This window comes from Streptomyces sp. NPDC045678, assembly GCF_056432085.1.
The window spans coordinates 142,176-155,784 of sequence record NZ_JBWKJS010000007.1 but is presented as its reverse complement, the minus strand read 5'-3'; the positions used below and the strand labels follow the sequence as shown (position 1 = coordinate 155,784).

The 13,609-nt window shown below is 70.9% G+C and carries 13 protein-coding genes; 9 read left to right on the top strand and 4 right to left on the bottom strand.

Annotated features, from left to right (window positions below):
• The first annotated feature begins 8 nt into the window (after positions 1-8).
• The 3 genes from AC07DO_RS24765 (at position 9) to AC07DO_RS24755 (ending at position 2,700) form a co-directional block, all read left to right on the top strand.
• The gene (locus AC07DO_RS24765; protein ID WP_479062695.1) at positions 9-305 is read left to right on the top strand and encodes a hypothetical protein; all 297 of its coding nucleotides are present in this window, start codon (positions 9-11) and stop codon (positions 303-305) included.
• Positions 306-438: 133 nt separating this feature from the next.
• Positions 439-1,461: a phosphotransferase family protein gene (locus AC07DO_RS24760; protein ID WP_479062693.1), complete on the top strand. Its 1,023-nt coding sequence runs from the start codon at positions 439-441 to the stop codon at positions 1,459-1,461.
• Positions 1,462-1,467: 6 nt separating this feature from the next.
• Complete coding sequence (locus AC07DO_RS24755; protein ID WP_479062691.1) at positions 1,468-2,700, top strand: acyl-CoA dehydrogenase family protein; 1,233 nt, start codon at positions 1,468-1,470, stop codon at positions 2,698-2,700.
• Between the two features lie 123 nt (positions 2,701-2,823).
• On the opposite strand, the gene AC07DO_RS24750 is transcribed toward AC07DO_RS24755, so the two are convergent.
• From AC07DO_RS24750 to AC07DO_RS24740, 3 genes are read right to left on the bottom strand one after another with little or no spacing between them, the layout of a single operon-like run.
• On the bottom strand, positions 2,824-3,420 hold the full coding sequence (locus tag AC07DO_RS24750) for a TetR/AcrR family transcriptional regulator (RefSeq protein ID WP_479062689.1): 597 nt from the start codon (positions 3,418-3,420) through the stop codon (positions 2,824-2,826).
• A gap of 21 nt (positions 3,421-3,441) precedes the next feature.
• On the bottom strand, positions 3,442-5,112 hold the full coding sequence (locus AC07DO_RS24745) for a class I adenylate-forming enzyme family protein (protein ID WP_479063246.1): 1,671 nt from the start codon (positions 5,110-5,112) through the stop codon (positions 3,442-3,444).
• A gap of 44 nt (positions 5,113-5,156) precedes the next feature.
• Entirely contained in the window at positions 5,157-5,924 is a 768-nt protein-coding gene (locus AC07DO_RS24740) for an SDR family oxidoreductase (protein WP_479063244.1), read from the bottom strand.
• Positions 5,925-6,544: 620 nt separating this feature from the next.
• Between AC07DO_RS24740 and AC07DO_RS24735 the strand changes: the two genes are divergently transcribed.
• From AC07DO_RS24735 to AC07DO_RS24715, 5 genes are all read left to right on the top strand, one after another.
• Positions 6,545-6,652 carry a keywimysin-related RiPP gene (locus AC07DO_RS24735; protein ID WP_479062688.1) on the top strand — a complete coding sequence of 36 codons (108 nt, stop codon included), beginning with the start codon at positions 6,545-6,547 and terminating at the stop codon, positions 6,650-6,652.
• A gap of 148 nt (positions 6,653-6,800) precedes the next feature.
• The gene (locus tag AC07DO_RS24730) at positions 6,801-8,690 is read left to right on the top strand and encodes a lasso peptide isopeptide bond-forming cyclase (protein ID WP_479062686.1); all 1,890 of its coding nucleotides are present in this window, start codon (positions 6,801-6,803) and stop codon (positions 8,688-8,690) included.
• Between the two features lie 5 nt (positions 8,691-8,695).
• Entirely contained in the window at positions 8,696-8,959 is a 264-nt protein-coding gene (locus AC07DO_RS24725; RefSeq protein ID WP_479062684.1) for a lasso peptide biosynthesis PqqD family chaperone, read from the top strand.
• A gap of 41 nt (positions 8,960-9,000) precedes the next feature.
• Positions 9,001-9,417 carry a lasso peptide biosynthesis B2 protein gene (locus AC07DO_RS24720; RefSeq protein ID WP_479062682.1) on the top strand — a complete coding sequence of 139 codons (417 nt, stop codon included), beginning with the start codon at positions 9,001-9,003 and terminating at the stop codon, positions 9,415-9,417.
• Positions 9,418-9,421: 4 nt separating this feature from the next.
• On the top strand, positions 9,422-11,287 hold the full coding sequence (locus AC07DO_RS24715; protein WP_479062681.1) for an ABC transporter ATP-binding protein: 1,866 nt from the start codon (positions 9,422-9,424) through the stop codon (positions 11,285-11,287).
• 140 nt (positions 11,288-11,427) lie between these two features.
• Here AC07DO_RS24715 and AC07DO_RS24710 read toward each other — a convergent pair whose 3' ends face one another.
• Complete coding sequence (locus tag AC07DO_RS24710; RefSeq protein WP_479062680.1) at positions 11,428-12,129, bottom strand: alpha/beta fold hydrolase; 702 nt, start codon at positions 12,127-12,129, stop codon at positions 11,428-11,430.
• A gap of 226 nt (positions 12,130-12,355) precedes the next feature.
• Here AC07DO_RS24710 and AC07DO_RS24705 point away from each other — a divergent pair, with 226 nt between their 5' ends.
• A complete protein-coding gene (locus tag AC07DO_RS24705) occupies positions 12,356-13,609 on the top strand; it encodes an MFS transporter (RefSeq protein ID WP_479063243.1) in 1,254 nt (417 codons plus the stop codon).

Below are 13,609 nucleotides of genomic sequence, written 5' to 3'. Positions count from 1 at the left end.
TGCGCGCCATGACCACCCTCCACCACGAACACCCGGTGCACGACCACGTCCACGGCCCGGCCTGCGGCCACCCGGAGGTGCCGCACGGCGACCACGTCGACTACGCGCACGACGGCCACCTGCACCGACTGCACTCCGACCACTACGACGAGTGCGAGCCGACCGGCCACACCGCGCACCAGGGCCACGACCACCGGCACGGGGACGGCTGCGGCCACGACTCCGTGACGCACGGCGACCACGTCGACTATCTGCACGACGGTCACCGGCACGCGTCGCACGACGGGCACTGGGACGACCACTGAGGCATCCGCCCGGCGCCCGGCCCGCGCCCCACGACGGGGCGCGGTAGCCTCTGGACGGCATACCGACTGGTCGGCATCATGGGGTGGCACGCCACCACGCAGTGGCCCACCACCACGCCGATCAGGAGCGAAGATGAGCTCAGACCACCCGCCGGGCCTCGACCTCGACCAGTTGCGCGGCCACCTCGACCGCGAGCGGCCCGGCCTGGTCGGCGGCCCGCTCTCCGCCCGGCTCATCGAGGGCGGACGGTCGAACCTCACGTACGCCGTCACCGACGGTACGTCGCGCTGGGTGGTCCGGCGCCCCCCGCTGGGCCACGTCCTCGCCACCGCGCACGACATGAAGCGCGAGCACCGCGTGATCGCGGCGCTGCACCCGACGGACGTGCCGGTGCCCGCACCCGTGCTGCTCTGCGAGGACGAAGCCGTCATCGGGTCGCCGTTCTACGTGATGGAGTTCGTGGACGGGACCCCGTACCGCACCGCCGAGGAACTCGCGCCGCTCGGCCCCGTGCGCACCCGTGACGCGGTGCTCGGCCTCGTCGACACCCTCGTCGACCTGCACGCCGTCGACCCGGCGGCCGTCGGGCTCGGCGACTTCGGGCGGCCCGAGGGCTTCCTCGACCGGCAGCTGCGCCGCTGGGGCAAGCAGCTCGACGCGTCCCGCAACCGCGAGCTCGCCGGCATCGACGAGCTGCACGCGGCGCTCGGACGCTCGCTCCCCGTCTCCCCCGCGCCCACCGTCGTCCACGGCGACTACCGCCTGGACAACGTCCTGATAGGCGACGACGACCGGATCAGGGCCATCCTCGACTGGGAGATGTCCACGCTCGGCGATCCCCTCACCGACCTGGGCCTGCTCGTGATGTACAGCGCCAAGCTTGAGGTGCCCGACTCCCCCGTCAGCACCACGGCGGGCGCGCCGGGCCACCCGGACCCGGCCGAGCTGATCGAGCGGTACGCCGCTCGCTCGGGGCGCGACGTGTCGGCCGTCTCCTGGTACACGGCGTTCGCGTGGTTCAAGCTCGCCGTGATCCTGGAGGGCATCCACTACCGCTACACGCTGGGGCAGACGGTCGGCGCGGGCTTCGACCGGATCGGCGAACTGGTGCCCGTGTTCATCCGGCACGGCCTGACAACTCTTCAGGAAGGCTGATCCTCCGTGGACTTCGCATTCGACGCCCGTACCGAAGAGCTGCGCGGCAAGCTGCTCGCCTTCATGGACGAGCACGTCCACCCGGCCGAGGCCGTCGCCGACGAACAGCGGGCCGCGCTCGCCTCGCCGTGGGACACGCCCGCCGTGGTCGAGGAGTTGAAGGCCGAGGCGCGCAGGCGGGGACTGTGGAATCTCTTCTTCGTGGACCAGCACAGCCTGTCCGACGCGGAGCACGGTGCGGGACTGACGAACCTCCAGTACGCGCCGCTCGCCGAGATCACCGGCCGCTCCCCGCAACTCGCCCCCACCGCGCTGAACTGCGCCGCGCCCGACACCGGCAACATGGAGGTGCTCGCGCAGTTCGGCACCGAGGCGCAGCGGAAGCAGTGGCTGGAGCCGCTGCTCGCCGGTGAGATCCGCTCGGCGTTCGCGATGACCGAGCCTGAGGTCGCCTCCTCCGACGCCACGAACATCACGACGCACATCGAGCGCGAGGGTGACGAGTACGTCATCAGCGGGCGCAAGTGGTACATCTCCGGGGCGATGAACCCGGACTGCAAGGTCTTCATCGTGATGGGCAAGACCGACCCCGAAGGCGCGGACATCCGCCGCCAGCAGTCGATGGTGCTCGTCCCGCGCGACACCCCCGGGCTCGAAGTGCGGCGCGCCATGCGGGTGTACGGCTACGAGGACCACTACCACGGCGGTCACGCCGAGGTCGTCTTCGACCGCGTTCGCGTCCCCGTGTCGAACCTGATCGGCGAGGTGGGCGGCGGCTTCGCCATCGCGCAGGCGCGGCTCGGCCCGGGCCGCATCCACCACTGCATGCGGCTGATCGGCATGGCGGAGCGCGCCATCGAGCTGATGTGCCGGCGGGCCGTGTCGCGTACGGCGTTCGGGAAGCCGCTCGCCCAGCAGGGGGTCGTGCAGGAGTGGATCGCGGACGCGCGGGTCGCCGTCGAGCAGCTGCGCCTCCTGGTCCTGAAGACGGCGTGGCTGATGGACACCGTCGGCAACAAGGGCGCGCACACGGAGATCCAGTCCATCAAGATCGCGACGCCGCGCGCGGTGGTGGACATCCTCGACCGCGCGGTGCAGCTGCACGGCGCGGGCGGCGTCAGCCAGGACTTCCCGCTGGCGGAACTCTGGGCGGCGGCGCGGACGCTGCGGTTGGCGGACGGGCCGGACGAGGTGCACCAGCGCTCTCTCGCCCGGCGCGAACTGAAGCGGTACGTGTAGCGCCCCTTAGGGGCGCGGGGAACTGCGCGCTCAGCCCCCACCGGGGCGCAGTCGCGTCTGCCGCGGCGGGTCGTACGGCGAGTGCGGCTCGTCGTGGGCCGCTCGCGCAGTTCCCCGGGCCCCTTACGGGGCCCGCAGTGCCCTCAGGAGGAGGTCCGCCAGGTGGTCGGCGACCTGCTGCGGGGTGAGCGGGCCCTCCGGCCGGTACCACGTGGACAGGTGGTGGACTGAGCCGAAGTGGTAGTCCACCACCAGGTCCGCCGGAGTCGCCGTGGAGAAGACGCCCGACTCCTGGCCCTCCTCGATGAGGGCGCGGAAGCGCTCGTGGTAGCGGCGCCGCTCCGCCCGGACCTGCTTGTTCTTCTCCGGGCCGAGATGGTGCATGGAGCGGAAGAAGATCGACGCGTCGTCGAGGTTGTCGATGGTGCTGACCACGACGTCGGCCGCGGCGTCGCGGACCCGGTCGGCGACCGGCGCGTCCGCGTCGGCGATGGCGTCGAGCCGCTCCTGCTGGACGCGGAGCAGCCGGGCGTAGACCTCGTGGAGCAGGTCGTCCTTGGAGCCGAAGTAGTGGTAGAGCGCGCCCTTGGTGACGCCGGCCGCCTCCACGATCTCCTGGACCGACGTGCGGTCGTAGCCCTGGTCGGCGAAGAGCCTGGTGGCGGCGGCGAGGAGTCGCTGCGGGACGGGCGTGCCGTCACCGTCCGTCGTTCTGGCCACTGCCGCCACCTGCCTTTCGCGTCACTTGCTGTCGGTCGGGCGGGAACGCAGTTCCCGCCGGAGGATCTTCCCACTTGTCGTCTTCGGCAACTCCTCCAGTACCTCGACCGCGCGCGGATACTTGTACGCGGCGAGCCGCTCCTTGCAGTACGCGGTCAGGTCGTCGGGGCCGGTGTCGCTGCCGGGACGGAGGCTGACGTACGCCTTCACGGTCTCGCCGCGGTAGCTGTCGGGGACGCCGACGACGGCCGCCTCGCGGACGGCGGGGTGGGTGTAGAGGACGTCCTCGACCTCGCGGGGCCACACCTTGAAGCCGGACGCGTTGATCATGTCCTTCTTGCGGTCGACGACGTAGAGCCAGCCCGCCGGGTCCATGAACCCGATGTCCCCGGTGCGCAGTTCCCCGTCGGGGAAGGCCTCGGCGGTGGCGTCGGGGCGCTGCCAGTAGCCCGGGACCACCTGGGGGCCGTGGACGACGATCTCGCCGTGCTCCCCGAACGGCACCTCCTCGCCGAGGTCGTCCAGGATGCGTACGACCGTCTCGGGGCCCGGGACGCCGACGGCGAGGGTGCCGGAGACCGGGTCGACGGGCGCCTCCTGGCCCGGTGGCACGGAGGCGCAGGGGGCGGTGCACTCGGTGAGGCCGTAGCCGTTGTGCAGGTAGGGGCCGAAGGAGGCGCGGAACTTCTCGACGAGGGCCGGGGGCAGCGGCGCGCCGCCTGAGGAGATCATCGCGAAGGAGTCGAAGTGGGCGCGGGTCACCGAGGGGTGGGCGGCGAGCGCCATGAAGGCGGTGGAGGGGCCGACGGTGTACGCGGGCCGGTGCTCGGCGAAGGCGTCGAGGACCACTCCGGCCTCGAAGCGGTAGGCGAGCGCGAGCGTGCCCGCGTTGGCGATGCAGGCGGCGACCTGCGCGACCATGCCGGTGATGTGGAAGAGCGGCGCCATCGCGAAGTAGCAGGCGCCTTCCGGTATGCCGGATCCGGTGCGCTGGCGTTCCGCGTTGTAGGTGATGTTGCCGTGGGTGTTCATGGCGCCCTTGGGGGTGCCGCTGGTGCCCGAGGTGTAGCTGATCAGCGCCACGTCGGAGGGGGCGAGGGCGCGGTCGGCCGGGGCGGGGAGTCCCTGGCGCGCGACGGCGATCAGGTCTTCGGCGTCGGCGGCGACGGGCAGGCGTTCGAAGTCGAGGACCCTGGTGTCGTTGCGGGTCTGCAGGTCGAGCTGGCAGGCGGTGAGGACGACACGGACCGGCGAGTCGGCGGCGGTGTCGCGCAGGTACGTCTCCCAGGCGCGGTCGGAGCAGATCAGCGCGGTCGCCCCGGCGTCGGCGAGGACGTGCTTGACCTCCGCCGTCCGGTACATGGGGTTGACGGGGACGACGGTGGCGCCGGCCTTCCAGGCGCCGAGGAGCGCGAGCACGAAGTGCGGGGTGTTCTGCAGGAGGATCGCGACGCGGTCGCCGCGGGCGACGCCCCGCGCGGCGAGGTGGCCCGCCACGGAGTCGCTGAGGGCGTCGGTCTCGCGGTAGGTCAGACAGCCGTCGAAGTAGGCGAGCGCGGTGTGTTCGGGGGCCCGTGCGACGGCGGCGCGGAACGCGTCGGGCACGGAGGGCGCGGGGTGCACGGGAGCGCGCTGGGCGTCGTTGAGCCGGGCCAGCCAGGGCTTGGCCGCGTACGGGGAACCGGTGGGCATGGGGTCGTTCACCGCCGCTCGCGTGGCGTCGTTCGTGGAGTCGTTCACCGCTCGTTCTCCTCCCACTTCCGCTGGATGTGGTTCATGCCCTTCAGCCACTTGTCGGGGGTCTCGGCGCGGGCCCGGTAGAACGCGGCGACCTCGGGGTGCGGCAGGACCAGGAAGCGGTCCTCGGCCATGCCGGCGAAGAGCGCGGCGGCGACGTCGTCCGGCTCGATGGCGGTGGGGGTGAGCACGAGGTCCCCCGCGGTGCCGGTGGCGGCGAGCATGTCGGTACGGACGCCCTGCGGGCAGATCGCGTGGACCTTGATGCCGCGGTGGCGGTACGTGAGGGAGAGCCACTCGGCGAAGGCGTACGCACCGTGCTTGGTGACGCTGTAGGGCGCGGCGCCGATCATGGTGAGCAGGCCGGCGGCGGAGACGGTGGAGACGAAGCGGCCGCTGCCGCGCTCCAGCCAGTCGGGGAGCAGCGCGTGGGCCGCCCGCACGTGAGCCATCACGTTGACGTCCCAGGCCGCGGCCCAGACCTCCTCGGGCGCGGCCTCGCTGCCGCCGGAGCCGAGCCCGGCGTTGGCGCAGTACACGTCGACGGTGCCGCCGAGCGCCTCGCGGGCCTCGGGCACGATCGTGGACGCGTCGCCGGGCACCGCGATGCCGCCGATCTCGTCGGCGACGGCCTTCGCCTTGGTGCCGTCGAGGTCGTTGACGACGACGCGCGCCCCTTCGGCGGCGAAGCGGCGGGCGAGCGCGGCCCCGATGCCGCCCCCTCCGCCCGTGACGACGACTCCCTTGTCCAGCAGGGTTTCCACGATCGTTCTCCTTCGGCCCGCGGCTCGGCTTCGCTGGCAGACTAACCAGTCGGTATGTCGCGGCGAAAGAGGGGCGGAGGGCCGGATCGCGGGTCCCGCGGGACCCTGGGGAGCCCGAGAACGTGTCTTCAAAGTCGTGGCGCGGGCTGATGGGTCTTGTGAGTCGCCGCTATGGAGGGAGCCCGTGAGGGCGGGAGAAATGATTCACCCGACCGGACAGCCGCTTATGCATAACAATTCAGTGCGGTTCTAAATGGCCGTACGCCGCCGGAAGAACGCACCGCCATCGATAAACAGAAGAGCATACCCTCGGAGCCGCACGCAAAGACCCCGTCAAGCGGCAGAGGGGAACGCGCCCAGGTGAGGCATTTCAGTACTGCCTATTTGCCGCATAAGGGGGGCGCACGCGCGCACTCACTGCGCTGCCCTTCACGCCCCGCGTGAGCCCCCTGTACGCCCCCTGTCCGCCTCGCCATCCAGTGCAAGCGTTGTGATGTTGCCCCTTTCGTACTTATGTGGGTTCCGTGGATTCGACCGCTCACGGTCCCGAGATGGACATCTAATTGAATTCGCCGCACATCTTTTCCTCTGTGCGTATCGCCCTCGAAAAAGGGAGAATTATTATGACGTACGAGCGTCCCACGCTCACCAAGGTCGGCAATTTCCGCAAGGTGACCGGGATCAAGGACCACGGCCCCAAGGACATCCTCGGCGGCAAGCAGCTCCTCTGATCGGGCACGGCCCCGGCCGTTGACGGTCATGGGTCGCAAGACGTGTGCGCCGGCCTGAGCCCAGGCCGGCTGTCGGGTGGTGGCGTCCAGCCGCCACCCGATCCTCTGCCCCGGGCGCTACTTCACCGCCGACCAAAGGCCGTTGCTCATGGATGCGCTCCTCTCCCTCCAGGCCGCACCCGCCTGGTTCATCGCCTTGCCCGACACTGCCGCGGCCGCGCCCCTCGCCACCAGAGCACATCCCTACGCCTCCCGGAGGCTCTCCCACGCCTCCGGACGGCCCTGGCTGCTGGGCCGCTGGGAGGAGCGGACGGCCGTCGTGGGGCGGTGCGGCAGCACACGCATCGCTGTGATCGGGGAGCACGATGTCACCGAGCAGGATCTGGAACAGGACGCCGCGGCGGTCGGCTCCGCCTCGTCGGCGGCCCTGGACCGCGCCGCACGCCGACCGGGCAGCTTCCATCTGGTGGCCAGTGGCGGCGGCCGGGTGTGGGTGCGGGGCGGCGTCGTGAACCTGCGGCGCGTGTTCCACACCGACACCGCGACCTTCGGCCACGGCCCCGTCAGCGTGGCTTCTGACCGGGCCGACGTACTCGCCGAACTGATCGACGCCGACCTCGACGAACGCCGGATCGCCCTCGAACTACTCACCTCGAGCGTGCCGTACCCGCTGTCGGAGCCCCCGTTGTGGCGAAGCGTGCGGGCCGTACCCGCAGGCCACTGCCTGACCCTCGAGGCCGACGGCCGGGCCGCCACCAAGCAGTGGTGGTCACCGCCCGACCCCGTCACCCCCCTCGCCGAGGGCGCCCGACGCCTGCGAGAGGCGCTCACCGAAGCGGTCGGGGTACGCACCCGCGGGCGCGAGTTGGTGACGGCGGATCTGGGCGGCCTGGACTCCACCGCCCTGTGCTGTACGGCAGCCCACAGCGATACCAAGGTCGTCGCGTACACCGCCGCCCTGCACGACGAGTCCGGCGGCGACGTGTACTGGGCCCGGCGCACCGTCCAGGAACTCGAAGCCATCGAGCACCACGTCGTACCGGCTCAGGACACGGCCATGACCTTCGACGGCATCGACACCCTCCACGACGTCCTGGACACGCCCAGCATCATCACCGTCGACCGCAACCGCCGGATGGGCATCGTGGAAATGGCCGCGGCCCGCGGATCCGGCCTGCACATGACCGGACTGGGCGGCGACGAACTCCTCGCCGGCACACCCGCCCGGCTGCACCCCCTGTTACTGACCCACCCCTCGACCGCACTGCGCAACATCCGCGGATACGCCGCCAAGTACCGCTGGGCCCGGCGGGAAACACTGCGCCAGCTTCTGGACCGGCGCTCCTACCGGAGCTGGCTCGGACGCGTGGCCCGCGACCTGACCAGGCCGCCCCCCGGCACGGACACACCGCTGCTCGACTGGTCCGTACCACCCCGGATGGCCCCCTGGGCCACGCCCGACGCCATCGCGGCCGCCCGCGAACTCATACGCGCCGACCTGTCCGGCATCGAGCCCCGGGGCAGGGGGCACGGTGAGCACCGGGAACTGGTCGCGATGGACGGCATCTCCCAGTGGACCCGGCACATCGGCCAGATGGCGGCGTCCCTGGGCGTCACCATCGCCGCCCCCTACTACGACACTCGCGTCATCGAGACCTGCCTCGCCGTGCGGCCACAGGAACGGATCACACCCTGGCGGTACAAACCTCTGATCGTCGAAGCCACGCGTGGTCTCGTGCCGGAAGCCAGCCGGACACGCGACACCAAGGCCAACGCCACGTTCGAGGAGGAGGCCGGCCTGCGCAAGCACCGCCGGCGACTGCTGGCACTGTGTGACGACTCGCGGCTGGCCCAGCTCGGCCTGATCGACGAAGGCGTCCTGCGTGAATGGTGCCGCCGCTCTCTCGCCGCGGAGACGGAGAGCTACCTGCTGCACCCGACGATCGCCTGCGAAGTCTGGCTGCGCTCCCGCGAAATGACACCACCGCCCCTTGGGCACGCCGCCCCCACCCAGACCGTCGCCGACCGAAAGAGGTGATCCCGGTGCACGCCTTGAGGCCTGGAGTCCTGCTGACCGAGACCGAATACGGCATGGCGCTGCTCGATCAGAAGAGCGCCGAATACTGGACCCTCAACCCGTCGGCGGCCCTCGTCCTGCGAACTCTGCTGGACGGTCGTGCCTGCGGCGCGGAGCGGGCCGCCGAGGCGCTCACCACGCAGTACGACGACGTCGACGCCGACGAAGCAGCCAAGGACGTCGACGCCATCGTCGGCGAGCTGCACTCCGCGGGGCTCCTCACCACATAGCGTCCGCATGCGACGGACACGGGCCGAAGGAAGAGGCACGCATGACGACCCCGGAAGCTCTCCCCTACGATCCACGTTCCGTACCGGTGGCACGCCGTTTCGCCGCCCGGGTGGCCGTGGGCTGTGCCCATGTACTGGCCACCTTGCCACCAGGACGCATCCGCACCATCCTGTCCGGACTGCGTCGCGGCGCCCGGCCCGCCACCCTCCCCGAGGCGGAGCTGGCCCGGGAGACGGTACTCGCCGTAAGCCTGGCCGCCGGCGGACAGAAGGGATGCCTTCCGAGGTCCCTGGCCACTGTGCTGCTCTGCCGGTGGTACGGCCAGTGGCCCACCTGGTGCGTGGGCGTGCGCAGCCGACCGCCCTTCGCCGCCCACGCCTGGGTGGAAGCCGAGGGTGTCCTCGTCGGCGAGGACGCCTCGCCCACATACTTCCAGCGCTTCTTCACCGTGGAGTGAGCCGATGACCACGGCCCCCGGCATCGAGGACCCCGGCCCTCCACCGGCCCCGCCGACGGCTCCGGTGCCGCCTGACGAGAACACGGGTCCCGGCCGCACCTGGGCGGCGCAGCGAGCGCTCATGACCCATCTGCGCCCACAGCGTTGGCGCATCGCCGCAGGTGTCCTGCTTGGGCTGGTCGGCAGTGTCCTGGGTCTGGCCCAGCCCTTGGCGGCCAAGCGTGTGGTGGACGGCATGAGTCAGGGACAGCCGGCCGCCGGCCCCGTCCTCGTGCTCAGCCTTTTGGTGGTCGTCGGCGCGGTGCTGGCGGGGCTGGGCCACTACGTGCTGCAGTGGTCGGCCGAGTCCATGATCTGTGCCGCCCGCTGCCGGCTGACCGAGCGGCTGCTGCGCCTGCGGGTGCCCGTGGTGGAGCGCACCGAACCGGGCGACCTGATCGCCCGCGTCACCTCCGATACGACGCTGCTGCGCCAGACCGCGCCCCAGGCGGTGTCCGCCGCCGTCACCGGCACGCTGGTCACCGCCGCGACCGTCGTGATCATGGGGTTCCTCGACGCCGTGCTGCTCTGCGTCACTCTCGGCGTGATCGCGTTCGTCGGCGTCATCGTCGCGGTCGTGGCTCCGCGTATCGGCCGCGCCACCCGGCAGATGCAGGACGCGGTGGGCCGCATCGGGGGCGCCCTGGAGCGTGTCCTCGGGGCCTTTCGCACGGTCAAGGCCTCGGGCGCCGAGCACTGGGAGGCCCAAGCGCTGCACCGTGCGGCCGAACACGCCCGCCGCAGAGGCATGCGGGCCGCGGTGTGGGAGGCGGTGTCCGCCACAGCGTCGGCGGTGGTCGTCCAGGTGTGCTTCCTCGTCGTGCTCGGGGCGGGAGGCGCACGGGTCGCTTCCGGCACCATCAGCGTCTCCACCCTGGTCGCCTTCCTGCTGTATCTCTTCGCCCTCGCTCCCCGCATCGGCCAACTCGTCGAAGGGGTCGGCCAGTTCCAGGTCGGATCCGCCGCCGCTGTCCGCATCGAGCAGATCGAGTCGCTTGAGGCCGAACAGCTGAAACCTGAGCACGCAGCCGTGCGTGCACGGGGAGCGACAGCGAGGGGCGACTCCTCCGACACGGCCGCCGAAGGCTGCCGGTCACCACTCGACGTGACTTTCCGGCAAGTCCGTTTCGCCTACCGCCCCGGACTGCCCAGGGTGCACCACGAGGTCTCCTTCACCGTGCCCAACGGCGGGCTGACGGCGATCGTGGGCCCGTCCGGCGCAGGCAAGACCACCGTCTTCTCTCTGATCGAGCGCTTCTACGAACCTGACGCCGGGTGCATCCTCCTGGGTGGCAAGGACATACGGCAGTGGCCCCTGAGCCGGCTCCGCGCATCCATCGGCTACGTCGAACAGGACACCCCCGTCCTCGCCGGCACACTGCGGGACAACCTGATGCTCGGCGCCACCGACCCTTCCGGCGAAGAGCTCGCCCAAGTGCTGCGTATGGCGCGGCTGGACACCTCGACGGAACGCCTTCCCCTCGGGCTGGATACCGACGTCGGCCACCGCGGCAGCCGCCTCTCGGGGGGCGAGCGACAGCGGGTAGCGATCGCCCGTGCTCTGCTGCGCCGCCCGAGACTGCTCCTGATGGACGAGGTCACCTCCCAACTCGACGCGGCCAACGAGGCGGCATTGCGCAACACGATCATTGACGCCGCCCGCAGCACCACCGTGCTGGTGATCGCCCACCGGCTCTCCACTGTCATCACAGCCGACCGGATCATCGTCATGGAGGCGGGATGCGTACGAGCGATCGGCACGCACAGCGAACTCATGAAACATGACGCTCTCTACGCCGAACTGGCGCACACGCAACTTCTCAATCGCTAAAGGGTGCTGCACAACGACCGAACGATCTTTCGTGACCGTTTCGCGGTGTCACCCAGACCGGCGAAAACGGGAGCAGAGTCGGGCAGTTGACCTTGCGATCGGTGGCCGATCCGAACGTGATCGCCGTTGTGCAACACCCTTTAGGGCCTGCCGGTCACGCTCGCGTGCAGGATCCGCGCCAGCTCGCGCGGCTGGGAGAACATCGGCCAGTGCCCGGTGTCCATCTCGACGAGCCGCCAGCGCTCGCTCTTGAGCAGTTCGGCGACGTCGTCGTTGGGCTCCTCGCCGTCGAGCAGACACTTGACGTACGTCGCAGGCAGTTCGCCGAGCGAGCGCTCCAGGACGGCGGACCCGGTCAGGGTGGCGCCCGGGTGCGGTGTCGCGCCGCTCGCGATTCTGGCGACCTGCTCGCTGTCGAGCCCCTGTCCGTCGAATTCCGCCGCGTTCGGCAGCCACGCGCCGTCGCGGTCGTCGAGCAGGGCCTCGAACGCCGGCTGGCCCTGCCACCACAGGGAGGCGAACGACTCGCCGTCGACCGGCACGTTGGCGTCCACGAAGACGACGCGCGCCAGTCTGCCGCCGATGCGCTCGGCCGCCTGGCCGACGGGGATGCCCGCGTAGCTGTGCCCGACGAGGACGACGTCGCGCAGGTCGAGGCGTTCGACCTCGTCGACGATGTCGCGTACGTGGGTCTGCTGTCCGGCGGGGACGTCCTGCTTGTCGGCGAGGCCGGAGAGGGTCAGGGGGTGGGCGCCGTGTCCGGCGGCCCGCAGGTCCCGCGCCACGTCCTCCCACACCCAGGAGCCGAGCCACGCGCCTGCCACCAGTATGAATTCCGCCATGGCGGAGAACGTACACGCTCAGGGCGAAACGGGGCAGACCCCTCCGGTGGCCGTCGTCGCACACACGTCTCAGTGACCGAGACCAGCCGTATCAGCTATTGACTGCCCCCCTACACCCACCACAAGAGTGCCGCTCGTGCACAGCGAAGCGACCAAGACATCGAAACAGCAGGTCCGCGCCGCGGACGCGGGCGCGGCCGACACCGGGGACGGCGGCGGCGAGAGCATGCGCCGGGTGGCCGTGGCCTCGTTCATCGGAACGGCCATCGAGTTCTACGACTTCTACATCTACGGCACGGCCGCCGCCCTCGTCCTCAACGAGGCGTTCTTCCCGACCCTCGACCCGGTCAACGCCACCCTCGCGTCGTTCTCCACCTACGCGGTGGCGTTCGCGGCCCGGCCCATCGGTTCGGTGATCTTCGGGCACTTCGGCGACCGCGTGGGCCGCAAGTCCGTGCTTGTGGCCTCGCTGCTCCTGATGGGCCTCTCGACCGCCCTCGTCGGTCTCCTGCCCGGCTACGGCACGTGGGGCGTCTGGGCGCCGCTGCTGCTCATTCTGCTCCGCTTCCTCCAGGGCATCGGGCTCGGCGGCGAGTGGGGCGGCGCGGCGCTGCTCGCGGTGGAGCACGCGCCGAAGAAGAAGCGCGGGATGTACGCGGCGTTCCCCCAGCTCGGCCCGTCCGTCGGGTTCTTCGCGGCGACCGGTGTCTTCTGGCTGCTCTCGTCCGTGCTCTCCGACGACGCGTTCCGCTCGTGGGGCTGGCGCGTGCCGTTCCTGCTCTCCTTCCTGCTGGTCGGCGTGGGCCTCTTCGTGCGGCTGCGGATCAGTGAGACGCCGGTGTTCGCGAAGGTCATGGCGGCGCGGGAGGCGAGCAAGGTGCCGACGCTCGACGTGCTCCGCCGCCATCCGCGCGAACTGCTGCTCGGCGCGGGCGGCATGGTCGTCGCGTACGGCCTCTTCTACACGGCGACGACGTACTGCCTCGCGTACGCCACCGGCACCCTGCACATCGCCCGCAACACCATGCTGGGCCTCTCCCTCGTGGCCTGCCTCTTCCTCGCCGCGGGCACCTGGCTCGCCGCGACGCGTTCCGACGGCGCCGGGCGCCGCAGGCTGGTCCTCGTGGGCTCGGCGCTCGCGGTGGTGTGGGGGCTCGTGCTCTTCCCGCTCCTGGACACCGAACAGCCGGTGCTCGTCGCCCTGGCGATCGGCGGCGCGCTGTGCTGCATGGGGGTGGTGTACGGCCCGATGGGCGCCTATCTGCCCGAGCTGTTCGGGGCGAACGTGCGCTACTCGGGTGCCTCCCTCGCGTACAACCTGGGCGGTGTCCTCGGCGGCGCGGTCTCGCCGCTGGTGGCGACCCGGCTGCAGTCGGCGTTCGGCTCGTCGTCGGTGGGCTGGTACGTGAGTGCGATGGCGGTCGTGTCGCTGTTGTGTGTCCTCGCCCTGCCCGAGACACGGGAGCGGGAACTCGCGTGA

What these genes read in the sequence shown, in the direction of transcription:
- AC07DO_RS24765 (WP_479062695.1), top strand. Translation starts at nt 9, where the DNA reads ATGACCACCCTCCACCACGAACACCCGGTGCACGACCACGTCCACGGC.
- AC07DO_RS24760 (WP_479062693.1), top strand. Translation starts at nt 439, where the DNA reads ATGAGCTCAGACCACCCGCCGGGCCTCGACCTCGACCAGTTGCGCGGC.
- AC07DO_RS24745 (WP_479063246.1), bottom strand. Translation starts at nt 5,112, where the DNA reads ATGCCCACCGGTTCCCCGTACGCGGCCAAGCCCTGGCTGGCCCGGCTC.
- AC07DO_RS24735 (WP_479062688.1), top strand. Translation starts at nt 6,545, where the DNA reads ATGACGTACGAGCGTCCCACGCTCACCAAGGTCGGCAATTTCCGCAAG.
- AC07DO_RS24730 (WP_479062686.1), top strand. Translation starts at nt 6,801, where the DNA reads ATGGATGCGCTCCTCTCCCTCCAGGCCGCACCCGCCTGGTTCATCGCC.
- AC07DO_RS24720 (WP_479062682.1), top strand. Translation starts at nt 9,001, where the DNA reads ATGACGACCCCGGAAGCTCTCCCCTACGATCCACGTTCCGTACCGGTG.
- AC07DO_RS24715 (WP_479062681.1), top strand. Translation starts at nt 9,422, where the DNA reads ATGACCACGGCCCCCGGCATCGAGGACCCCGGCCCTCCACCGGCCCCG.
- AC07DO_RS24710 (WP_479062680.1), bottom strand. Translation starts at nt 12,129, where the DNA reads ATGGCGGAATTCATACTGGTGGCAGGCGCGTGGCTCGGCTCCTGGGTG.
- AC07DO_RS24705 (WP_479063243.1), top strand. Translation starts at nt 12,356, where the DNA reads ATGCGCCGGGTGGCCGTGGCCTCGTTCATCGGAACGGCCATCGAGTTC.